General features: G+C 45.5%; 23 protein-coding genes and 1 pseudogene. 22 read left to right on the plus strand and 2 right to left on the minus strand.

Annotation, left to right across the window (positions count from 1 at the left end; translation table 11 throughout):
* Positions 1-303: pseudogene (locus BUA56_RS10700) on the plus strand (N-acetylmuramoyl-L-alanine amidase family protein); the annotation flags it as partial.
* A gap of 182 nt (positions 304-485) precedes the next feature.
* On the opposite strand, the gene BUA56_RS10705 reads toward BUA56_RS10700, so the two are convergent.
* Complete coding sequence (locus BUA56_RS10705; protein ID WP_072851499.1) at positions 486-1,319, minus strand: AraC family transcriptional regulator; 834 nt, start codon at positions 1,317-1,319, stop codon at positions 486-488.
* A 141-nt stretch (positions 1,320-1,460) separates the two neighbouring features.
* Here BUA56_RS10705 and BUA56_RS10710 point away from each other — a divergent pair, with 141 nt between their 5' ends.
* Entirely contained in the window at positions 1,461-1,691 is a 231-nt protein-coding gene (locus BUA56_RS10710) for an HPr family phosphocarrier protein (protein ID WP_242946759.1), read from the plus strand.
* Between the two features lie 82 nt (positions 1,692-1,773).
* Here the strand turns inward: BUA56_RS10710 and BUA56_RS23650 are convergent, their stop codons facing one another.
* Positions 1,774-2,001 carry a winged helix-turn-helix transcriptional regulator gene (locus BUA56_RS23650; protein WP_341443416.1) on the minus strand — a complete coding sequence of 76 codons (228 nt, stop codon included), beginning with the start codon at positions 1,999-2,001 and terminating at the stop codon, positions 1,774-1,776.
* Positions 2,002-2,154: 153 nt separating this feature from the next.
* Here BUA56_RS23650 and BUA56_RS10720 point away from each other — a divergent pair, with 153 nt between their 5' ends.
* The 20 genes from BUA56_RS10720 to BUA56_RS10805 all read left to right on the plus strand — a co-directional run bounded on the left by BUA56_RS10720 (position 2,155) and on the right by BUA56_RS10805 (position 21,026).
* Positions 2,155-2,613, plus strand: coding sequence for a MarR family winged helix-turn-helix transcriptional regulator (locus BUA56_RS10720; protein WP_072851502.1), 459 nt, complete (start codon positions 2,155-2,157; stop codon positions 2,611-2,613).
* Entirely contained in the window at positions 2,610-4,343 is a 1,734-nt protein-coding gene (locus BUA56_RS10725; protein WP_072851504.1) for an ABC transporter ATP-binding protein, read from the plus strand. Before BUA56_RS10720 ends, BUA56_RS10725 begins: the two co-directional genes overlap by 4 nt.
* On the plus strand, positions 4,340-6,187 hold the full coding sequence (locus tag BUA56_RS10730) for an ABC transporter ATP-binding protein (RefSeq protein WP_341443417.1): 1,848 nt from the start codon (positions 4,340-4,342) through the stop codon (positions 6,185-6,187). Before BUA56_RS10725 ends, BUA56_RS10730 begins: the two co-directional genes overlap by 4 nt.
* 15 nt (positions 6,188-6,202) lie before the next feature.
* Positions 6,203-7,471, plus strand: a complete 1,269-nt coding sequence (locus BUA56_RS10735; RefSeq protein ID WP_072851506.1) for an acyltransferase family protein — start codon at positions 6,203-6,205, stop codon at positions 7,469-7,471.
* Positions 7,472-7,488: 17 nt separating this feature from the next.
* On the plus strand, positions 7,489-8,091 hold the full coding sequence (locus tag BUA56_RS10740) for a GNAT family N-acetyltransferase (protein WP_084067844.1): 603 nt from the start codon (positions 7,489-7,491) through the stop codon (positions 8,089-8,091).
* A gap of 1 nt (position 8,092) precedes the next feature.
* Complete coding sequence (locus tag BUA56_RS10745) at positions 8,093-8,770, plus strand: putative ABC transporter permease (RefSeq protein ID WP_072851511.1); 678 nt, start codon at positions 8,093-8,095, stop codon at positions 8,768-8,770.
* A 44-nt stretch (positions 8,771-8,814) separates the two neighbouring features.
* Positions 8,815-9,354, plus strand: a complete 540-nt coding sequence (locus BUA56_RS10750; protein ID WP_072851513.1) for a GNAT family N-acetyltransferase — start codon at positions 8,815-8,817, stop codon at positions 9,352-9,354.
* Positions 9,355-9,659: 305 nt separating this feature from the next.
* Positions 9,660-10,937: an AI-2E family transporter gene (locus tag BUA56_RS10760; protein ID WP_084067845.1), complete on the plus strand. Its 1,278-nt coding sequence runs from the start codon at positions 9,660-9,662 to the stop codon at positions 10,935-10,937.
* Positions 10,938-10,939: 2 nt separating this feature from the next.
* Entirely contained in the window at positions 10,940-11,218 is a 279-nt protein-coding gene (locus BUA56_RS22615) for a CDP-alcohol phosphatidyltransferase family protein (RefSeq protein ID WP_084067847.1), read from the plus strand.
* A gap of 77 nt (positions 11,219-11,295) precedes the next feature.
* Positions 11,296-11,538, plus strand: coding sequence for a hypothetical protein (locus BUA56_RS22620; RefSeq protein WP_084067848.1), 243 nt, complete (start codon positions 11,296-11,298; stop codon positions 11,536-11,538).
* Positions 11,539-11,696: 158 nt separating this feature from the next.
* Complete coding sequence (locus BUA56_RS22980) at positions 11,697-11,870, plus strand: hypothetical protein (RefSeq protein WP_158640998.1); 174 nt, start codon at positions 11,697-11,699, stop codon at positions 11,868-11,870.
* Between the two features lie 167 nt (positions 11,871-12,037).
* Positions 12,038-13,027, plus strand: a complete 990-nt coding sequence (locus tag BUA56_RS10770) for a nucleotidyltransferase family protein (protein WP_072851764.1) — start codon at positions 12,038-12,040, stop codon at positions 13,025-13,027.
* Positions 13,028-13,177: 150 nt separating this feature from the next.
* A complete protein-coding gene (locus tag BUA56_RS10775) occupies positions 13,178-13,759 on the plus strand; it encodes a 50S ribosomal protein L25 (protein ID WP_072851517.1) in 582 nt (193 codons plus the stop codon).
* 106 nt (positions 13,760-13,865) lie between these two features.
* Positions 13,866-14,126, plus strand: coding sequence for an HPr family phosphocarrier protein (locus BUA56_RS10780; protein ID WP_072851520.1), 261 nt, complete (start codon positions 13,866-13,868; stop codon positions 14,124-14,126).
* A 349-nt stretch (positions 14,127-14,475) separates the two neighbouring features.
* Positions 14,476-14,604: a hypothetical protein gene (locus tag BUA56_RS23870; RefSeq protein WP_278320858.1), complete on the plus strand. Its 129-nt coding sequence runs from the start codon at positions 14,476-14,478 to the stop codon at positions 14,602-14,604.
* 33 nt (positions 14,605-14,637) lie between these two features.
* Positions 14,638-15,021: a hypothetical protein gene (locus BUA56_RS10785; RefSeq protein WP_072851523.1), complete on the plus strand. Its 384-nt coding sequence runs from the start codon at positions 14,638-14,640 to the stop codon at positions 15,019-15,021.
* 27 nt (positions 15,022-15,048) lie between these two features.
* Entirely contained in the window at positions 15,049-16,278 is a 1,230-nt protein-coding gene (locus BUA56_RS10790; protein WP_242946760.1) for an ABC transporter substrate-binding protein, read from the plus strand.
* A complete protein-coding gene (locus BUA56_RS10795; RefSeq protein WP_072851526.1) occupies positions 16,275-17,981 on the plus strand; it encodes a sensor histidine kinase in 1,707 nt (568 codons plus the stop codon). Before BUA56_RS10790 ends, BUA56_RS10795 begins: the two co-directional genes overlap by 4 nt.
* The gene (locus tag BUA56_RS10800) at positions 17,962-19,488 is read left to right on the plus strand and encodes a response regulator (RefSeq protein WP_072851529.1); all 1,527 of its coding nucleotides are present in this window, start codon (positions 17,962-17,964) and stop codon (positions 19,486-19,488) included. Before BUA56_RS10795 ends, BUA56_RS10800 begins: the two co-directional genes overlap by 20 nt.
* A 101-nt stretch (positions 19,489-19,589) precedes the next feature.
* Positions 19,590-21,026, plus strand: a complete 1,437-nt coding sequence (locus BUA56_RS10805) for an MFS transporter (RefSeq protein WP_084067851.1) — start codon at positions 19,590-19,592, stop codon at positions 21,024-21,026.
* The last annotated feature ends 42 nt before the right edge of the window (positions 21,027-21,068 follow it).

Here is a 21,068-nt window from a genome sequence, read left to right on the forward strand (position 1 = left end):
ACAGGCTGGCTGCAGGAAGGAAAGACGTGGTACTATCTGAAAGCAAATGGAGCGATGGCGACAGGCTGGCTGCAGGAGGGAAAAACGTGGTATTATCTGAAATCCAGCGGGGCGATGGTGACAGGCTGGCTGTTGGACAGAAATACCTGGTATTATCTGAAAGCAAATGGGGCGATGGCCACCGGCTGGATAAAAGTGGGCAGTAAATGGTATTATTTGTACGGCAGCGGAGCAATGGCCTCCAGGACATGGATAGGAAGATATTATGTAAATTCCTCTGGAGTTTGGACCAAGACTAGATAGAATAGACATTAAGACCATTACCGGTGCTGCTTTAACAGCACCGGTAATGATTTTGTAGATTACTTCAGTAATCTTGCTGAAAGCCGAACAGCTAAAGTAATTATATATAGCAGTTATGGACGGGGAAGGGGTTTTCATAGGCTTCTCTGAAGCCAGGTGATTCTGTTGGTGCTGAATAAACGTCAGTTAGCAGAATTCAGTTCGCGATATTGGGTCGGTGATACCCCTATCTCCTTTTTGAATATCTTAGAAAACGCAAAGGGGTCATTATACCCAACTGAATATGCAATATTCTGAATCGGAATATTTGGATCCTTAAGCAGCTGTGTCGCTTTTCTCATACGGAAAAAAATCAGGTATTCCTGCGGGGTATAATTGGTGGCATGTTTAAAAAGCTTGCTGAGGTAGGAGCGGTCAAGACCACAGAAATCAGCAATATCCTGTACCTTAATCGGTTCAGAATATTTTTTGGTTATAAAATTGATCACATCCTTAATATAGGTTAGCGATTTATCTTTTTCTTCGACAGCCGGCCTGTTTGATGTGGTATTTATCATGTATTGGAATAGGCGGTATAAGTTACCGATACATATATATTCTTCATTATTATGACGCAGGATTTCAACCATACAATCCTCCAGTTCCGTGGAGGGAGACGTAGGAATAAAAACAGGGGATTCATTAGATATCCCTGCTTTATGGAGCAGTTCCAAGGCTTTTCTTCCATTAAAATGTATCCAAATATAATTCCAGGGGTTATCATGGTCTCCTTCATAATAGGCTAAGAGATTCGGGGGGAGGACAAAAATCTGTTTGCTGGATACAGCATATACTTTGTTATCCAGAAACAGAGTACCGGCTCCGTTTAATATATAGTGGAGCACAAAATTATTTCGTATGATAGGTCCAAAGCTATATCCTGGCGGACATTTTTGACATCCGACCTCATAAAAGCTTAAATCCTCATAGGAATCATAGTTTACAAAATAACATTCATCGTAGTGTTTTGTAGCCATAACTGTACCTCTTCCCAGAATTTATGTTCTAATGCAGTTAGTATACCATGATTAGCAAAAAAGGAAAAGAATATAAAAGCCAGTGCGTAGTGCAATTTAAAAAGTAGCCATAGTAAACTCAAAATGAATAAGGAGAATCCAATGATAAAAATAGATATTAATCTAAAAAATGAAAAGGAGGCAGTTGAGTTAGTCTCAAAACTGTCAACCTGCAGTGTAAATATTGATATGATTTACGGCCACTATATAGTGGATGCTAAATCAATACTAGGCGTACTTAGTGTTGCTGCCGGGAAAACGGTGACGCTGGCGATATATGCGGATGAAATCGGGGATGTAGAGGACAAAATTCGTGATTTCGTTAAAAAGTGATTGTCCAATATCATATTCTGGAACTGTATTCTGATTGTATTTTCTATGAATGGAATCATTTAGAAAAAGAAATGCGGATGTTTTATGGATTATGGAGGTAAGGATTGTGGTAGCCATCCGGACATACATTGGCTTCACTCCATTCCATCATAAGGTTCAGAATGGTAACAAAGCTGTTCCCCATTTCGCTGAGCGTGTACTCAACCCTGGGCGGTATTCCCCTATAAATCTCTCGATGCAGAAATCCATCGTTGGAGGCTGAGGGGCAAAGTGACTTGCTACGGTGGTAACTAAAATATATAATCCTCAAAAGATTGATGATAACAGATAAAAGAGGATAGCTTTTTATAAAACAGATTGAACTTTTTGTATAAATTCTATTTACCCACTTGTAAATACTCCGAAACCGTAGTAAAATAAAAACTACGATTTCGGAGTATTTCTATTTTGGGAGGAAAACACTATGAGCAAAATGATAAGTGAAAAACAGGAAGCGATTAATCAGGTCTGTGAATTTATTGATGATATTTACTATCAGTATGCAAGTTCTTTTGGGATTACTGATACGGAACTTTCCATTCTGTATGCGTTGAGCGAGCATGATGGAGAGTATTTACAGAGCGATATCTGCCGGGAGTGGTCTTACAGTTTGCAGACCATCCATACCACCATTAAGAACATGGAGAAGCGGGGACTGATTGAACTGATTTGCAAAGCGGGTAACAAGAAGAACAAATATATCCATTTGACGGCGGCGGGAAAGAAGCTGGTGGATAGTATTATGATTCCTTTGATTACTGCTGAAGAGGAAGCCCTTGGAATGCTCTCCGCTGAGGAACAGGATATCCTGCTCCCAATCCTGCAGAAGTACGCAAATGCACTTAAGGAGTCGATTGGGAAGATAGAAAGGAATCCCCTATGATAAAACTTTTGAGATTCTTATCACCCTATAAGGGGCGGGTCAGAATCATGCTGGTTTTGATGTTTCTGCAAATGCTTGGAACGTTGTATGTTCCAACATTGACAGCGGATATCGTGAACAAGGGAATTATAAACGGGAATCTGAAACTTGTCTGGGGTATTGGCGGATTTATGCTGCTGATTGCCGTTCTGATTGCAGGGGTTTCTATTTTGCAGACCTATCTGTCTACTTCGGTTTTTACCGGCATGGGGCGTGACATCCGGAGTGCGCTGTTCAAAAAGTCGCAGAGCCTTACCATTAACGAATTCAACCGCTTTGGTCCGGATTCTATGATTACCCGCTGTACCAACGACATCACGCAGATCCAGCAGGGGTATATGGCGGCAATAGAGATGCTTTTACCTGCGCCCATCATGGCAGTTGCCGGACTGCTTCTTGCATTTTCCAAAAGTCCTGCGCTGGCGCTGTTGATTGCGGCAGCTATGGTGGTTATATGTATTCTGACCGTGTGGATCGGTTCTAAGGCAATGAAACTTTTTGCGGGGCTGCAGGTTATGCTGGATAGAATCAACCGTGTCCTCCGTGAAAATCTGGCCGGAATCCGTGTCATCCGTGCCTTTAACCGCTCGGAATTTGAGCAGAAGCGGACAGACAAAACCTATGAGGAATATGCTTTCACAGCGATTCGTGTTAACAAGATTTTTGCTGTACTGCTGCCGGTTATTATGGTGATTATGAATGTATGCACGATCCTGATTATTGCACTGGGCGGGCAGAATGTGGCAAACGGGCAGATGGAAATTGGCGACATTATGGCGCTGATTGAGTATGCGTTTCTGATATTGATGTATTTGGTTATGGGAATCATGGTTATTATGATTTTTCCAAGAGCGCAGACTTGTGCCGGCCGTGTCAATGAAGTGCTGGATCTATGTTCTGATAGGTCCGGGGCAGACACCCCGGATGATTGTAGAGCTGTGGTAAAAGCGCCGAAGCTGGAATTTTGCAATGTGACTTTTCAGTATCAGGGGGCGGAGGAACCTGTATTGAACAATTTAAGCTTCACTGCGGATATTGGAAAGACTACGGCGATTATTGGCGGCACGGGTTCGGGTAAATCTACCATAGCAAGCCTGATTCCACGTTTTTATGATATTCAAAGCGGGGAAATCCGGATAGATGGAGAAAATATTGCCTCTATGTCGGAAGAAAACCTGCGGGAGCGTATAGGCTTCGTTCCGCAAAAAAGCTTTTTATTCAGCGGTACGATTCTTGATAATTTCCGTCATGGGAAAAAGGATGTAACTTTAACAGAAATCCGTCATGCTGCGGATATTGCACAAATCAGTGATTTTATAGACAGTCTGGATGAGGGGTACGAAACAAGGGTATCCCAGGGCGGCGGCAATTTCTCCGGTGGTCAGAAACAGCGCTTGTCTATTGCGAGAGCGCTGGTGAGAAAGCCGGAGATTTATGTTTTTGATGATAGTTTTTCTGCCCTGGACTTTAAGACCGATGCAAAGCTCCGCATGGCATTAAAAGGTGAAGTAAAGGATGCCGTGGCGATTCTTGTGGCACAACGGATCAGCACCATTATGGATGCGGAACAGATTATTGTGCTGGATGAAGGCCGTGTGGACGGAACCGGCACACATAAGGAGCTGCTGGCAAACTGTGCGGTATATCAGCAGATTGCCAAATCTCAGCTTAGTGAGGAGGAACTGTCGTGATTGATAAGGACGAAATGCATGAAGTGCAGCCGGATGATTTTGGCGGCGAATACAGCGTGGAAAAAGCAAAGGATTCGAAAAAGACCGCTTTCCGGTTAGTGAAACGGCTGGCACAGCAGAAATGGAAATTGTTGCTTGTGCTGGCCAGCATCGTTATTAGTTCTGTCCTTATGCTTATGTCGCCCAAGGTTATAGGGGCGGCAATCGACCAGCTTTGGGGCGGAATCCGGACTGCCGCGGAAACGGGCGGAACCTTTGCCGTTAATTTTGAGACGATGGGAGCCATTCTTTTCGTGCTGCTGGGGCTGTATCTGTTGGACTCATTGTTCAGCTATATTCAGCAGAACACGATGGCGGGCGTATCACAGACGCTTTCTCTGGACTTGCGCAAGGAAATCAGCGGGAAGATGAACAGGCTCCCCCTTCGTTACTTTGACCGCCACAAAAAGGGGGAGATTTTAAGCCGCGTGACGAGCGATATCGAAAAAATTGCCGATACCCTTCAGGACAGTCTGACCCAGCTTTTTGCCTCTGTGGTGGATGTTGTTGGCGCTTTTGGCATGATGCTGTGGATCAGTCCGGTTCTGACCCTAATTGCTGCCGGAACAATCGTTTTGAGTATGGTGATTGCGGTGCTGGTGGCTTCCAAAACGGAGCGCAGCTTTGCAGCGAATCAGGAGTGCCTGGGCAGGCTGAACGGCAGTATTGAGGAATCCTTTACGGGAAACACCGTGATCAAGGCGTTCAATTTGGAAAAACAGACCATAGAGAACACCGAAAAGCTGAATGAGGATTTATATCATGCAAGTTCAAAAGCAATGTTTTTGAACTATGCCATCAGCCCGATAATTCGTCTGGTGGGCAGGCTTGGTTACGTGGTTATTGCCATTCGCGGTGCAATTTCCGTGATGAATGGCCGTATCTCCATTGGGGATATTCAGGCATTTATTCAATATGTCAACCAGGTGACAGAGCCGGTCACGCAGGTTTCCTATACGCTGAACACGCTGCAGGGTGCGGTTGCGGCTGCGGAGCGGGTATTTGAACTGCTGGACGAGGAGGAGGAAATTCCTGACGCTGCGGCTCCCCGGCGGTTGGGACTGCCGAAAGGAGATGTGCGTTTTGAGCATGTCCGTTTCGGTTATAGCGACGGGCGTATTCTGATGCAGGATATTTCCATTGATGTCAAGGCTGGAAGTAAGGTTGCTATTGTCGGTCCAACCGGGGCGGGCAAAACAACACTTGTCAATCTTCTGATGCGTTTTTACGAGCTGCAGGGCGGCCACATTTTTATTGATGGTGTGGATATAGCGGATATGAAGCGGGATGAGCTGCGCTCTTTGATGGGGATAGTATTGCAGGACAGCTGGCTGTTTGGGGGCAGCATCCGGGAAAATATTGTATATAGCCGCGAAAATGCCACAGACGGGGAAGTTTATGCAGCGGCAAAAGCGGCAAGAGCAGACCATTTCATACGCACCATGCCGCAGGGGTATGATACGGTTTTAAGTGATGAGATCACAAGTCTTTCCCAGGGCCAGCGGCAGCTTCTTACCATTGCGAGGGCGATTCTGGCGGATCCGGCTATTTTGATTTTGGATGAAGCTACCTCCAGCGTCGATACCCGCACGGAACTGGAGATCCAAAAGGCGATGGACGCACTGATGAAAGGCCGTACCAGCTTTGTCATCGCCCACCGGCTGTCTACCATCCGTGATGCGGACTGTATCCTTGTGATGGACCAGGGCACAATTATCGAACAGGGAAGCCATAAGGAATTGATGGAGCTGGGCGGCTTCTATGCTGACCTTTATAACAGCCAGTTTGCGGCAAAGGCTGGCTAAAACGGAGATGATCGCATGACAGAAAAAAGATTAAAAAGAATGAGGCCAAGAGCTTTTGATACCGGCATATTCGGGGAAAAAGAAGTAAATACCGGACGACAGGTTGAATTGGATATTGCGAAAGGGTTTGCAATCCTTTTTATGGTGTGGGTGCATACTGCGGAGACTTTCGGAAACGAGCAGGGAATCGGCAATGCGATTGTTGAAATCCTCGGAGGTCCCTTTGCCGCACCGGTATTTATGGAGTGCATGGGCATTGGCATGCGCTATGCGAAAAAGACAGCAGCGAAGGATTTAGCAAAGCGTGGGGCGGGACTTCTGTTCACAGGACTTATATTGAATGTATTCCGCTATGTAATCCCATTGTTTATAGGATATGCGGCAACCGGTGAGACGTTGTTCCTATACACTTTCCCTTTCCTGTTCGGCGTAGACATTCTGGAATTTGCAGGGCTTGCGTTTCTCTTTTTCGCATTGGCAAAGAAATTTGGCTGGTCAGACAAAACGCTTGCTGTCATAGCGGTTCTCTCATCACTTTGCGGTATGCTTCTGAAAGGAATGTCAACGGGATTTCTTTATGCCGATCAGTTTCTTGGATATATATGGGGAAATGATGAGGCGGAAACCTATTTTCCGTTCCTGAACTGGATTATCTTCCCTGTTTTCGGATACTTTTTTGGGAAATTGCTGCGCCGCTGCTCGGATAAAAAGGCATTTTACAAAAGGGTATCTCCGATTTGCGGGGGATTAGGGCTTGGCTATGTAATATCCGCATATATTTTTCATTTTGGAATGTACGGAAAGAACGGCTACTACTACTTTTTAGGTTCATTAGACACAGCGGCAGTTCTCTTGTTGGTTATCGGTATATTCGGTTTTTGTTTCCTGCTCTCCCGATTGAAAGAGGGGGTGCCTATAAGAGCCTTGCGGAATATGAGCGCAAACATCAACACGGTTTATTGTATTCAATGGACATTGATAGGAAGCACGGGGATTCTGCTGTCCGTCCTTTTGCCGGAGGATGGTCTTGGTTTTGTTCCAATGACAATACTTGCAGCAGTTTTTACGGTTTTTTCGGCTTTCACGGCAAATTGGTATCAAAAGAAAAAAATCTTAAGCGCAAGGTCGGCGAAAGTTGTTCTTTCAGGCATACTTGCGGCAGTGCTTGTCTGTAGTCTGATTGGACAGACAAAGGTTGAATCCTGTCTGTATAATGAGGGATATGATTTCATTCAGGAGTTCTATGAGGATGATTCTGATATGAGTATTGATATAGAAAAATAAATGAAAAAGGGATAGCAATGGAGATAAGAACACTTGATAAAAAAGATTATAAAAAAGCCATTCAATTTGCGATTAAAGGAATGCACTTTGATTGGTATATGAAAAGCAAAACGCTGCTGAAGCTGTATGGAAGATACTTTCTGTACCTTGAAATAAACAGGGCAACCCAAATCATAGCGGCGTATGAGGGTGAGGAGTTTTTGGGATTATTATTGGCGGAGATGTATCATGAAAAGCCAGTTCGCACATCTGTGTTTCAAAAGATATATGTAAAGGTTTTTGATTGGTTACAGCATACCTTTGCTGGCAGCGAAGTCGGCTGCTATGATGAAGCAAATCAATCCATGCATCATGAACTGCTGAAAAAGGAAAAGCCGGACGGTGAATTGATTTTTCTGTCGGCTGATCCGAACGTAAACCGAAAAGGCATTGGTACTGTGCTGCTTAATGAATTGATAAAACGGGAAAAAGGTAAAGTCATTTATCTGTTTACAGATAATGCCTGTACTTATCAGTTCTATGAGCAGCGGGGGTTTGAACGGTTTGCAGAACGTAATATCGAATTAAGACTTGCCAAAACCATTCATTTGGAGTGCTATTTATACAGAAGGACATTGTAATATGGAGAAAGAAACGGTAAAACAAAAGAAAAACTACCTTAAAGAAAAAGGCTCTTTAATAATCTACAGCAAATTGTTCTGGCTGTTTCTGGCAGGAAGCGTTGTTGGGGTTATAATGGAAGGCACTTTTTGTCTGTTTACAAAAGGACAGTGGGAAAGTCATGTTATTTCTGTTTGCCTGCCTTTTAACGCTTTATACGGAGCCGGAGCCGTCCTATTTTATGTGGGAGCAGTCAAATTAAGAAAAAAGAATATCTGGATTCGTGTGCTATATATGACAGTTGCCGCAACCGTGTTGGAATTGCTTTGCGGATTACTGCTCAAATACGGTTTGGGAATGCGTGCATGGAACTATGAAAACAGCTTTTTGAACTATAAGGGGATAATTTGCCTTGGATTTTCTATTGCGTGGGGGATTGCCGCTTTTGGCTTTTGCAAATTATATTCTCATATCAACTCTTTGCTAAATAAACTTAGAGGAGGATATTGGAACTGTGCCTGTGCAGTTTTAAGTATAGTTATGGCTATAGATATTTCTCTTGCCGGCATTTCTATCGTGCGATGGAGTGAGCGGCATTACGGTATTAGTGCATCAACACAATTTGAGCAGGAAGTTGATATGGAAGCTCCGGATGAATGGATGGAGTCACGCTTTGCCGAATGGAGATTTCTTGGATGATTTTAACTTAAATCAGAAGTGCAACAATATAGGAGAATGGTGAAATGGCATTAAGGATAATTCCTGTATCTCGCAGGAACGGTAATTATAAAAAGGTATGTGGCACTATGACCGAAGCGTTTCCAGAAACGGAGCGAATGCCGATGTGGATATTAGGCTTATTGGCGAAGCGGAAATTTATTAAATTTAGTGCGGTTCTTGATGATGAGGATTTCTGCGGCGTGCTTTATACCGTGGAAAATAAGGAATACGTTTTTATTCTTTACCTTGCCGTCAGCAAAGAAGCACGTTCCAGAGGCTATGGCAGTCAGATACTTAAATTGATAAAGAAAACTGCAAACGAAAAAGAAATTGTTCTGCATGTAGAATATCCTGACGCAACCGCAGCAAATGCCAGCCAGAGGTTAAGACGAATGCGTTTTTATGAGGCGAACGGCATTGTAGATACGGGATACTTCTTTAGTGAGGGTAATGAAAAATATGCCGTACTGTCAAACGATGGCAGTGACATAGATATAGAATCGTATAAAAACTTATTACGGTATGTCTCTTTTGGACTATACACTCCGAAAATAGGGAGGTAAGGCAGGGTATGGAATACTAGATCCCATAGTTTTAACGGTGATTCAGGCGGCGCAGGTTGCATTGCCTGTCCTTCCGGGTTTTTTGGGGATGTTGTTGGTGCGGTTATGTTTGGCTGGGCGGGCGGATTCTGGTGCAATTACATAGGAATTTCAGCGGGATCGATCATAGCGTTTTTGTTTGATTTCTTTTGCTATTTTACCGGACTTACAAAAATGACCACACGCAAATTTACGACAATTATTGCATTAGGAAAACCGTGGTGCATTCTGGCGTATAGCCTGGTGTTTGCGGCGGCGGTTTCCTGATGGATAGGGGTGATGATGTGAAGAAGATTATGAACAGTTCATACTTAAAATGGGGGGTTACCGCTTTTGCAGTCATAGCGGGCAGCATTTGTTTTTTCTATCTGATTTTCCATGCTTCCACATTAGGTGCAGCTATGGGAAAGTTCCTCCGTTTGTTGATGCCGATTTTGTTTGGCTTTGGTATTGCGTATCTGCTGACCCCTGTATTGAATTTTACAGAACAGCGCATCCTATCACCTTTAGCAGACAAAATAAAAATAAGGGAATCATCGAAAAGAAATAGGATTGTTCGGGGCATTGGTATTATTTTGACCTGCTGTTTTGTAGTGGCTGTTGTATATCTGATTTTTGCAATGCTGATTTCCCAAATTGTTCCCAGTATCCGAAATATTGCGTCTAATGCAGATGCCTATATCGAGAATCTGGTGGAATGGGTGCAGAGCTTAATAAAAGAGAATCCATCATTCAGCGGCTATGCAAACGAGCTTTTTCAGGAGTGTTCGTCTGAATTGGAAAACTGGTTCAATGATACTGCGTTGGATAAAATCGGTGCGTTGATTAAAATGCTTTCCTTTGGCATTTTTAATACGATGAATGTGCTTTGGAAATTCATTGTCGGTTTTGTGATATCTATCTATGTCCTTGCCAGTAAAGAGCGCTTTGCAGGACAGGCAAAGAAAATTACATATGCGGTTTTTGAGAGAGATACAGCCAGTGCAGTCATTCGTAATTTCCGTTTTACGCATAAAACCTTTATTGGATTTATGAGCGGAAAAATATTGGATTCCTTTATCATAGGCGTTCTGTGCTTTGCAGGGACTTCAATCATAGGAACACCGTATGCGGCCCTGGTCAGCGTAGTAATCGGCGTTACTAACGTGATTCCTTTTTTTGGACCTTTTATCGGAGCGATACCCTGCGGCATTTTGGTTTTTGTGGTAGATCCGATGCACCCGTTGAATTGCCTGTATTTTGTGCTATTTATTTTTGTGCTACAGCAGTTTGACGGAAATATTTTAGGACCTAAGATATTGGGGGATTCTACGGGGCTTAGCGGATTTTGGGTAATTTTTGCCATTACTTTGTTTGGCGGATTACTTGGAGTGCCGGGTATGATTATAGGTGTACCGGTTTTTGCGGTTATTTATGCCGCTGTCAGAACGCTTGTGAATTCTGCTTTGGGAAATAAGAAGATGGCGCAGGAAACAGAAAAATATGTGCAGTTAGACTATGTGGGCAGTGATGGAGTTTACCATCAAAATATGGGCAGGAGGTAAGTATGGTGAAAATAAGAGAAAAGCTAAATGGATATTACAATTATACTGTCATTTTGACTTATTTGGGAATGTTGTTCGGCTTTACAGGAATTGTGTATGTAACAGAAGGGCAGTATAGCTTAGCATTTATTTGTCTGATGATTGCCGGAGTCTGCGATATGTTTGATGGTGCTGTTGCCGCGACAAGGCAAAGGGATATCAATGAAAAGTGGTATGGAATCCAGATTGATTCATTGAGTGATTTGGTCTGCTTCGGTATTCTCCCGGCTTTTATTACATAGGCAGAAGTGATTTTGCTTTTCTGTCAAGCTGCTTATATGTACTTTGCGACCTGATTCGCCTGGCGTATTTTAATGTTATGGAGGAAGAACGCCAGTCAAAAGAAAGTGGATGCCGTTCTGTCTATCAGGGGCTTCCTGTTACAGCGTCAGCATTATTGCTGCCAGTTTTCTATATAGTGAGCGAATTATTTTCATATGCGAAAACATTTATTATGCAGGCTGCGCTTACCATTATGGCGGTTGCCTTTGTTTCGATTGCTACAAAAACTGCTATCAATGAGCTCCCGGAGCGCTGTCTGTTCAGCTCATATGCCCCTTAGGGAGAACCCTATTTATACCGTCAGCTTGTAGAGTTCGTGAGTCCTGATCCAGAGGTTGCTGCACTTGTCCTGGGGAAAATGGGGCGGAAATCCTGTTGCTTTTTTGATCGGAGAGCAGGACACTGGAAAACTTCACGGATGCAAAGGGGATGATAAGAATGAACGCACCTGAAAAATATGGAAAAGGGTCTTTTATAGAAAGAGTAGCAGAAGGCATCTGTACTGGAAGTGTGGCAGCTTTGTGTATTAACTGGGGACTGGTTCTATTCGTGCTCTACATACTGTTTCTCATAGTGCTAAACTGTGTCCGTCTCTTTGACTGTAAGGAATAGACTGCTTCATCAAATAGGTGAAATTAGCCATTCCCTATAGAGTAATCTCAAAGAGGAATTGACAGTTTTATTACAAATGGTTATACTTAGTATAGTGCAAAGGGGCACAGCTTTTAGTATTAGGGAAGCTGTGCCCCTTTTTTGATCTATAGCAGAGGTGAATGGGAATGATTAAACTCAACGGTTACTTATATTCTGGCGATACGGTCATTAAAATACTCTATAAATACATGGAGGATCTGAAAAAATCTGCAAGGCAGTCGCATAATCCGGTTGACCTGATGCATTCTAACTTTCTGCTCCAGATGGCAAACCTTCTTGAGCACAATGATTTTCTGACCTCCCAATCGCAGCGCCTCAGGGAATTTTATAAGTTTATGGCGAATGAGTATCCCCATCTGGCTTTTGCGTTCAAAGGAAGGATAAAGTCTTTGATTCGGGCGGAGGCCAAGTTTAATGGCTATGTAGTGGAGTATATCTCAGACTACTATAATGAATATGGCACCTATCCTCCCCTTCCGGAGCTGAAGGATAAGCTTGGCTGTTTTCGGGACCTGATTGCTTACAGGATTGTGATCTCTATGCCGAAATGCCATCTGAAAGACGGCGCTGATATAGATAAGGAGGAAATCCGGTATTTGTATGAGGTTGCTAATGTGCTCCCTGAGTTTCTGGAAGAACGCGGCTTTACGGCAATCGTCTCCGGAAACCCGGCGGGCAGTGCGTTCTCATATCTGAAGGAATCCGTAAGCCCTTATTATAAAGACTATATTGCCAATCCAAGCATCTATGGATATCAGTCTCTGCATATCACGTTTTATGACAATTGCGCACGCTGCTATATTGAAGTCCAGCTGCGTACAAAGGGGATGGATGACTTTGCAGAAATAGGGCCGGCCAACCATCTGGGATATGAAAAACGCCAGCAGGATGAACGGGCAAGAAGGGATAAGATCCCTGTAGGGGAATGCCCCTACTTTGATGAGGCATACGAACGTGTTGTACAGCTGCAGCACCTGGAACTGTCCAGGATAGATGTCAATATGTTCTCGGCAGCGGATAACAGCTTGATCAATGACAGCTGCGGGCTGTACCGGGGCAGGCTGATCCTGCCCTATGAGCACCTGTCGAGATTCCAGAATGATCTGATTGACTAAAACAAGCAGGATGGTTTTCGTAAGTCAAAGGGCGGGCAAGACTCTGGGATCCTTTGTCTGCAGACCGGAAAAGCAGGATACTCCTGTTTTGCACAGGAACCTATTGTTATTAAGCTTACTTACATTTCACAATTCAAGGAGGCGTTGGATATGACTACATTACAAGCAGAAAAAAGAAATCCGGAGGTTAAAGCAAAACGGCTGAGGCGTGAAGGATACACCACAGGTATCTTGTCAGGCAGAGAGCTGAAGGAAACGGTTATGCTGCAGTATCCCCAAAAAGATGCCCTGCAGTTTATTAAGCAGAACAAAGAAGGCGCCCAGGTTACGTTAGCCTTAGAGGACGAGAAGATCAATGCCATTGTGAAAAACATTGACTATGACCCCACGAAAAAACAGATCATGGCCCTTGATCTTCAGGCACTGGTAGCAGGCGAGAAGGTTTCCACCGCAGTACAGATCAGACTTATAAATGAAGAAGCAGTACCGGGTTTTGTGAGCCAGGAACTGAATGAAGTGCACTATAAGGCAGACCCGGAACATCTGCTGGAGCCAGTTGAGATCGATCTTTCAAAACTTTCCCCGGAAACTAAAAATTATTATGTGAAAGACTTGGAACTGGAAGAGAAAGGGGTTGAACTGCTCACACCGGAATCTGCACAGATCTTCCATATAGGGGAGGTGATACCAGAAGAAGGGGAAGAGGAGAGCGCAGAAGAGGCAGATAAGTAATCATTTATCCAGGCAGAAATGGAAAAACTGTCTGGATATTTTTTGAAGTTGAAAAGCACAGCGGACTGAGGGAATGGCCATACAAAGGATGAGAGGAGCGATTGATATGATCACACTACATGTAGCACTCAAAGATCAAGACGAAGTGAGAGAGTTTGTGGGGAAGGCATCCATGCTCCCCTTTGATATGAACCTGGGACACGGGAATACACTGGTAGATGCCAAATCTATCATGGGGGTTTTGTATTTGGGGATGAACAGAATGTTAAAACTAGAGGCAAATACAGATGATGAGGACTATTTAAAAAATACGATGAAAAAGTTTATTGTCTCCTGTGAACGCCATGACATACAGAGAGTGTATTAATTCAGATTTTCATCTATAAAACTTGCCATATATCACTTTAATTGCATTCATATATCAACAAGCGAATAATAAACGGAAAATATTGACACCTAAAGACACAGCACGATGAAAGTGAGGAGCAATTATGGGATAAAGAACGGAAAACAACAATTTCCATGCACAGTGGGCTGCATGCCTGTTAGAGGGGATACAGGAAAACTGTTCTGAGGAGACGAGACAGGCCTGCTTGAAGAGCTGCGCCCAACTCCACTATAAAGTCAATCACATGGACCAACAGTTGGAACCGTACATAGGGAATATCGAAGGCTTTATAAGATTCCTTACGTAAACGCTGGGATGGGTGGTCGAAATGGACGATAAGAGGATACGGATTGATGAAAATAAAGAGTATTGTGTCTGTCCAATCGCAGAGGCCACAGAGGGCAACGTTCCTTCCGGGTTATGCGATTGCTCCGCCCATTATGCCAGCAAAGTATAAACACCATCTCATAGCTATCAGAAAGAGGATTATATGGATAAATTTCTATCATTTGATTTTATAGTGCTTTTACTCCTTGCATTTATTTTATTAGGGGTACATGAATTTGGGCACTGGTTAGCATACCGTGTGTGTGGATATGATGCAGTGCTCAGGAAATCAGTTTTTGTTCCTGGAATTGATCCGAAGAAAGATATCAAAGTCAGTAAAATACAGGGTTTATTTATTGCTTTGAACGGTTTTCTGTTTTCAGCATTTGTTGAGATAGCGCCTCTGATGTTTTTGGGATATAAACTATGGAAAGTGCTTTTGCTGGGTGGTATCGCTGGTGCAATTGTAGATTTTATTTGGGCAATAAGCATGTTGTTTCAGAAGGAAATTTATATTTACGCAGGAAAAAGTAAGGAAAGAGATTAACTTTGAAATAAGAATGGAGGCAGTCGGATGAGAAGCATCCTAAAACCAATCATGACAGGTCTGCTGGCAGCGGCCTGTATGCTGGCTTTTACAAACTGCCAGAGAGAAGAGGCAAAGAAGCAGCCCCAGCGGGAACAGCTTGTGCTTTGGCATTACTGGGATATACCTGAGAACCAGCGGCATCTGGAAGAACTGGTGCATGACTTCAATGTATCCCAGAAAGAGGCAGAGATAAAAGTCCGCTACATTCCCGATGAAGACTTTAAGAAGCAGCTGGCGCTGGCTATGGCCGAGGGGAATATGCCGGATATTGCTTTGGTGGACTCCTCAGATTTTCAGTTTCTCCATCATATGCAGCCTTTTGCGGAACTGACTGGGCAGATACCGGAGCTTGAGAATTACCTGCCCCAGGCTCTTTCGGCCTGCACCGTGGATGGGAAAATATACGGTCAGCCCTTTGGCGTAAACTGCACCGGGATGTTTTATAATAAGGAGCTTCTTGAAAAAACAGGCTGCCAGGTTCCCACGGACTGGGAGGAATTCCGCGAAACAGCCAAAAAGACCAGCAGCGAAGGGGTGAGCGGATTTGCCATCACGGCATTGCCCACGGAGGAAAGTATGTATGAGTTCCTACCCCTTCTGTGGTCTATGGGAGGCGATGTGCACAGCATCAACAGTGAGGCAAGTGCGGGCGCATTTTCTTTTTTAGATGGCATGGAACAGGAAGGAAGCCTGAGCAAGCAGAGCATCTCCCTGACTATGGGGGATCTGACGAACCAGTTTATCCAGGGAAAGATTGCCATGATGTTCAACTCATCCATGGCTATTGACAGTATTGAGGAGGAAGCGCCGGGGATGGAGTTCGGGGTTGCGCCAATACCCTGCGGGGAGACTTCGGTGACAGTTGCCGGAGGGGAGATCCTTGCCGTGGCAGACAACACCCACAAAGAAGCTGCCACAGCGTTCCTTCAATATCTATCAGAACCCAAGCGGATGCAGTCTTATATCGATGATTTCGGTTTTTTGGCGCCCAGGCAGGATATCATGGAACAGCAGTTTCCAGAGGAACCGCTTAAGCAGGCTTTTATCGGCATGTACCAGGATGCCAGGCTCAGGGAGACCAGTACCGTATGGCCCCGGATATCCCTGACCCTGGCAGATACCCTGGGGCAGGTGCTCCTTGAGGATGGCAGGACACAGGAGATACTGGAGAAAACAGCCGGAAAGCTGGCAGAGATCCGGGAGGAGGCCCCATGAAGGAGAAGAGGAAGAATCTGAGGCAGAAGCTGATTCCCGCCTTTATCGCCGCCGCCTGCATCCCCATTGCAATCTTTGCCCTGATTTCCCAGACAAGGCTTAGACATAGCACCATGGAGAACCTGGATATGCGGGCAAAGGCAGATTTGCAGAAGGCAGACCAGAGCCTGAATATGACACTGGATAAGTATGAAACCTTACTGTATGACATCACGACAGATGAGGACTTCTTAAATCTTGCACTGACAGCGGAATCCGAACATGATGTGATGGAGGCGGATGCCTATGCGCTGCGGAGGGAATTTTCCCATATCTGTAACAGAAATGAAGGGGCAGAGGGTATCCAGCTTGTGCTGAAGGATGGAAGAAGGATTTTTTATGACAGGCTGTCTTCTTCTTCTGTGAACAGTACATGGATCACTGATATTCAGGCACCGGATGCAGAAGGGCTTTTGTCCTATTTTGCTGACAGGGAACAGCCGCGTAATACTGGGCAGAAACAGATGTTTCACATCGCCCGCAGGATTGTGGACTATTGGGACATCCATAAAGAACTGGGATATGTTATCCTCTCCATCAGTATGGACACCCTTGCTTCGGCTATGGAGACCGGAAGTGAATCGGAGATTTATATTGCAGAAGACGGAATCATTATAGAAGGCGGGGCGGAAGATGCCCGGGGGCAGAAGACCGCGTTTTTAGAGAAGAAAGGCAGCAGTATCCAGACCATAGAGAATAAGAGGAGCGGGTGGACCATTCTGCTTTGCCAGCCCATGAAGCCATACCAGAGGGCAATCGGGGAACAGTTTATCTTCTGGGTCCTTGTGGCGGCCGCCATGCTCCTGGTTCTTGTCATCCTGCTGTACCGGGTGACACGCCCTGTGATGGCATCTGTAAATGGAATCGTAGATGCTATGGACAATCTGGAAAAGGAAAAGTTCTGCTTAAGCCTTCCGGTGAATGAAAACGACAGCAGTGAGCTCCAGCGGATCTCGGAGGGCTTCAATGAGATGGCGGAGCGCACCAGACTGTCTGTGGAGAAGGTAAAGGCTTCCGCCATTGAGCAGAAAAATGCAGAGATATCTGCCCTGGAGGCACAGATAGACCCCCATTTTCTCTATAATATACTGGATACCATCAATTGGAAGGCCATAGAGAATGAACAGTATGAGATCAGCAGTATGCTTGTAGCCCTGGCGGGAATCCTGCGATATGCCATCAATGACGCCGGGGAGCTTACAACGGTTGGCGCCGAATGTGCCTGGCTTGAAAAATATATCCTTCTGCATCAGGCAAAACTGGGGGAAGAGATAGAGCTGGAATTCCAGGCGGAGGAAGCGCTTATGCCCTGCCAGATCCACAAAATGCTGATGCAGCCCTTTGTAGAGAATGCAGTAAAATATGGCTTCCGCGGGAGTAAGGAGCCCCACAAACTGGAAATCCGGATGGAACGGGCAGGGGAACAGCTCCATATCCGGATCCGAAACAATGGGAATCCCATACAGCCGGAGATACTGGAGGAATTAAACGCGGGGACAGAGAGAAAGAATCATCTCGGTATCTCTAATGTGAGAAAGCGCCTGAAACTCTACTATGGGCAAGCGGCGGCTGTCTATTTTGAGAGTGCACAGAATACAGGAACAGCGGTACATCTGTTTGTGCCGCTGCAGGGAGGAAACGAAGATGCGGATCGCAGTAATTGAAGATGAAAAACCAATCCGTGAAGGACTTGTACGCGTCCTGCATAAGATAAACCCGGACTATCATGTAGTGGACAGCGCGGAAAACGGGATGGACGGGCTGAAACTGCTGGAGCGGGAGCGCCCGGACCTGATTTTTTTGGATATCCGGATGCCGGACATGGACGGCCTTTCGATGCTGAAGGAAGCCAGGGAGCAAGGCATTGAAGTGAAAGTGGTGATCCTGACAGCCTATTCGGATTTTAAATATGCAAAGGAAGCAATCTCCCTGGGGATTGAGAACTATCTGCTGAAGCCGGTAGACCTTCAGGAGCTGCGCAAGACCATGGAGAAAATCGAGAGTGAGCTGATGGTGGAGGCGCGGGGACGTCAGGCGCTTTCCCTGGAACAGCTGCTTACCGAGACCCTTGAGGGGCGGCTTACCCTGGATGCCGGCCTTGAGGCTGCTCTCTCACAGAATTATGGGATCACGATGACGGACCACATGTACTGCCTCTATATATTGTTAGGGAAACATTATGAGACAGATAAAGGCGGGGTGGAAGAATTCTTCCGGGAATTCTCTTCCCACAGGCAGGAAACAGAGCTGTGTATGACAGCGCGGGACAGCCGGAAAGCCTTTTTTATCTGTTTTTATCATATATCTGACAGCAAAAAGTTTATAAGGTATATAAAGCGCTCCGTGATACCCGCCCTTTCCGCCAGGATAAGGAACCATGGCGTTTTTACGTGGAAGGTGTGCGGCAGCTTCTCTGGCCTTGCCGGGGCAGAAGAGGAACTGGTGGATGCAGGCGGATGGAACCTGATTCTGGGCGACGGGGTTTTGATCGAGTGTGATAAGATAAGCGCTGTGAGGGTCTGCCCGTCTGCCTATCCAACGGAACTGGAGAATAGAGCCAGGCATGCGGTCATGCGCCTGGATTCCCAAGAGTTTATCCGCTGCTTTCAGCAGTTCATGGAATCCTGCCTGTTAGAAGTCCACCGTCCCCAGGATATCCGGGAGGTCTGCCTCAGATTTGCTTATGCAGTCATCAATACTGCAAAGGAATGCGGTACCCTGAAGGATGAGGAGCTGATGGTGCAGAATGTAATGCGGACCATACTGGAATCAGTGCGCTGGGATGATATCATGGATGTGCTGCTGGAACTGTTCTCCATGATCCGGCCGGAGCAAAAAGAACAGTCTTCCTCAGAACTGCTGGTACAGCGGGCGCTTTCCCTGATCCGGGAATCTTACAGCCAGGGGATTAATTTAGAGGAGACAGCCAGGAGGCTCCGTGTCTCAGAGGAGTATCTGGGAAAACTGCTGAAAAAGGAAACCGGGCAGTCCTTTACGGAGATCATCCGGAAGCTGAGAATAGACAGAGCCAAACGCCTTCTGCTGGACACGGACCTGAAATTGAACCAGATAGCGGCCCTGACCGGTTTTTCGGACCCTAAATATATGAGCAAGGTTTTCCGGGCGGAAGTGGGCATGCTTCCCAATGAATACAGGAGGATGAATACATAACAGTTCGGATTTTTCCTCCTTTAGCGGAATATTTCTCCTCCTTTTCCGCATGGGTTCTGCTATAGTAATCGCAGAAATGAAAGAACGAGGAGGATGTAGGAATGGAAGCTGTTGAAAATATTTCCGTAGGCCTGAATACCGGAGCATCGGAAAGGATATCAGCGAAAAAGGAAAGGACAGGCAGCCGGGTGTCCGTGAGAGAAAAAGTCTGCTATGGCGTAGGTGATATCGGGGCGAACCTTGTGTGGACCACAGTAGCATCCTTTTTGACGATTTACTGCACGGATGTGGCAGGCATCGCAGCAGGGGTAGTGGGGACACTGATGCTGATCGCCCGGCTGTTTGACGGGGTATCAGACCTTTTCATGGGGATCATCATTGATAAGACGAATACCAGATGGGGAAAAGCCCGCCCCTGGGTGCTGTGGAGCGCGCCGCCGCTGGTCATCAGCCTGGTGATGATTTTCACGGTCCCAAAGCTGAGTGCAGACGGCAAGGCGCTGTATCTCTTGCTGGTATATATCTTTTTGGCGGCAGTCTGCTTCACTGCGTCCAACCTGTCTTATAATACCATGCTGTCACTGGTGACCACGGAGCAGCATGACAGAAATGTCATGAACACGTTCCGTTTTGAGTTTACGATGATTGCACAGCTTGTCATCAACGTCATCACAATCCCGCTGGTACACAAGCTGGGAAACGGACAAAAAGGCTGGACGTATATGAGTGTGATCTATGCAGTTGTGGCAATGGCTATGTTCGCTGTCACATTTCTGGGTACAAAGGAGCGGTACAAACCGGTGAAACCAGCCGCTTCCCAAAAAGAAAAGAAACATCCCGTGAAAACGGTGAAGACACTCTGCAAAAACAAATATTTTATTCTGATCACCTTGGCGTTTGCGGTGATCTATACCTCACTGGGGCTGACTGGCGGAGCAAGGATTTATTATGCAAAATATGTTCTGGGCGATGAGATGCTCAACAGTACCATGACTTTATTCAACTATATACCGACAATCCTGACCATTATGCTGATCCCTCTGTTTACGAAGAGGTTTGGTAAGATCAAAGCCTTGTTTATTGGGTTTAGTTTCTACGCAGTTGGACTTATTCTGGAAATCGCCGGCCCGGTGAACCTGCCTATGATCTACAGCGGGCTTGTCCTTCAGGGGATTGGACATGCGGCACTTTATTCCTGTTTGTTCGCTATTGTAGGGGATGTGGTAGACTACAGTGAGTGGAAAGACGGAATCCGTGAGGAAGGGCTTACCTACAGCGTCACCAGCTTTGGACAGAAAATCGGCACAGGGCTTGGTACCGCGGCTTTAGGATGGATACTGGCAGCGGGAAATTATGACGGGATGGCGGCAGTCCAGCCGGATTCTGCAATCTTTGCCATCAAAGCGCTGTTTTTGTATCTGCCGCTGGTGATTACAGGGATTGTCCTGGTCATCTGGTATCTTTTCATGGGAATTGATAAGATCTATCCCACAATTCGGAAGGAGCTGGACGAACGCAGGATGCAGGCGGCTGAATGAACTGTCATGTAAAGGATGAGGGGAGCGATTGCCAGATTACAT

Source organism: Lactonifactor longoviformis DSM 17459 (genome assembly GCF_900129135.1).
GTDB classification, from domain to species: domain Bacteria; phylum Bacillota; class Clostridia; order Lachnospirales; family Lachnospiraceae; genus Lactonifactor; species Lactonifactor longoviformis.

Bases quoted from the DNA above. Each gene is read 5' to 3' on its own strand.
- BUA56_RS10775 (WP_072851517.1), top strand. From the start codon at position 13,178: ATGACTACATTACAAGCAGAAAAAAGAAATCCGGAGGTTAAAGCAAAA.
- BUA56_RS22620 (WP_084067848.1), top strand. From the start codon at position 11,296: ATGGAGGAAGAACGCCAGTCAAAAGAAAGTGGATGCCGTTCTGTCTAT.
- BUA56_RS10795 (WP_072851526.1), top strand. From the start codon at position 16,275: ATGAAGGAGAAGAGGAAGAATCTGAGGCAGAAGCTGATTCCCGCCTTT.
- BUA56_RS10710 (WP_242946759.1), top strand. From the start codon at position 1,461: ATGATAAAAATAGATATTAATCTAAAAAATGAAAAGGAGGCAGTTGAG.
- BUA56_RS10735 (WP_072851506.1), top strand. From the start codon at position 6,203: ATGACAGAAAAAAGATTAAAAAGAATGAGGCCAAGAGCTTTTGATACC.
- BUA56_RS10800 (WP_072851529.1), top strand. From the start codon at position 17,962: ATGCGGATCGCAGTAATTGAAGATGAAAAACCAATCCGTGAAGGACTT.
- BUA56_RS10750 (WP_072851513.1), top strand. From the start codon at position 8,815: ATGGCATTAAGGATAATTCCTGTATCTCGCAGGAACGGTAATTATAAA.
- BUA56_RS10780 (WP_072851520.1), top strand. From the start codon at position 13,866: ATGATCACACTACATGTAGCACTCAAAGATCAAGACGAAGTGAGAGAG.
- BUA56_RS22615 (WP_084067847.1), top strand. From the start codon at position 10,940: ATGGTGAAAATAAGAGAAAAGCTAAATGGATATTACAATTATACTGTC.
- BUA56_RS10770 (WP_072851764.1), top strand. From the start codon at position 12,038: ATGATTAAACTCAACGGTTACTTATATTCTGGCGATACGGTCATTAAA.
- BUA56_RS10745 (WP_072851511.1), top strand. From the start codon at position 8,093: ATGGAGAAAGAAACGGTAAAACAAAAGAAAAACTACCTTAAAGAAAAA.
- BUA56_RS10725 (WP_072851504.1), top strand. From the start codon at position 2,610: ATGATAAAACTTTTGAGATTCTTATCACCCTATAAGGGGCGGGTCAGA.
- BUA56_RS22980 (WP_158640998.1), top strand. From the start codon at position 11,697: ATGAACGCACCTGAAAAATATGGAAAAGGGTCTTTTATAGAAAGAGTA.
- BUA56_RS10805 (WP_084067851.1), top strand. From the start codon at position 19,590: ATGGAAGCTGTTGAAAATATTTCCGTAGGCCTGAATACCGGAGCATCG.
- BUA56_RS10740 (WP_084067844.1), top strand. From the start codon at position 7,489: ATGGAGATAAGAACACTTGATAAAAAAGATTATAAAAAAGCCATTCAA.
- BUA56_RS23870 (WP_278320858.1), top strand. From the start codon at position 14,476: ATGGACGATAAGAGGATACGGATTGATGAAAATAAAGAGTATTGTGTC.
- BUA56_RS10705 (WP_072851499.1), bottom strand. From the start codon at position 1,319: ATGGCTACAAAACACTACGATGAATGTTATTTTGTAAACTATGATTCC.
- BUA56_RS10790 (WP_242946760.1), top strand. From the start codon at position 15,049: ATGAGAAGCATCCTAAAACCAATCATGACAGGTCTGCTGGCAGCGGCC.
- BUA56_RS10760 (WP_084067845.1), top strand. From the start codon at position 9,660: ATGGATAGGGGTGATGATGTGAAGAAGATTATGAACAGTTCATACTTA.
- BUA56_RS10720 (WP_072851502.1), top strand. From the start codon at position 2,155: ATGAGCAAAATGATAAGTGAAAAACAGGAAGCGATTAATCAGGTCTGT.
- BUA56_RS10785 (WP_072851523.1), top strand. From the start codon at position 14,638: ATGGATAAATTTCTATCATTTGATTTTATAGTGCTTTTACTCCTTGCA.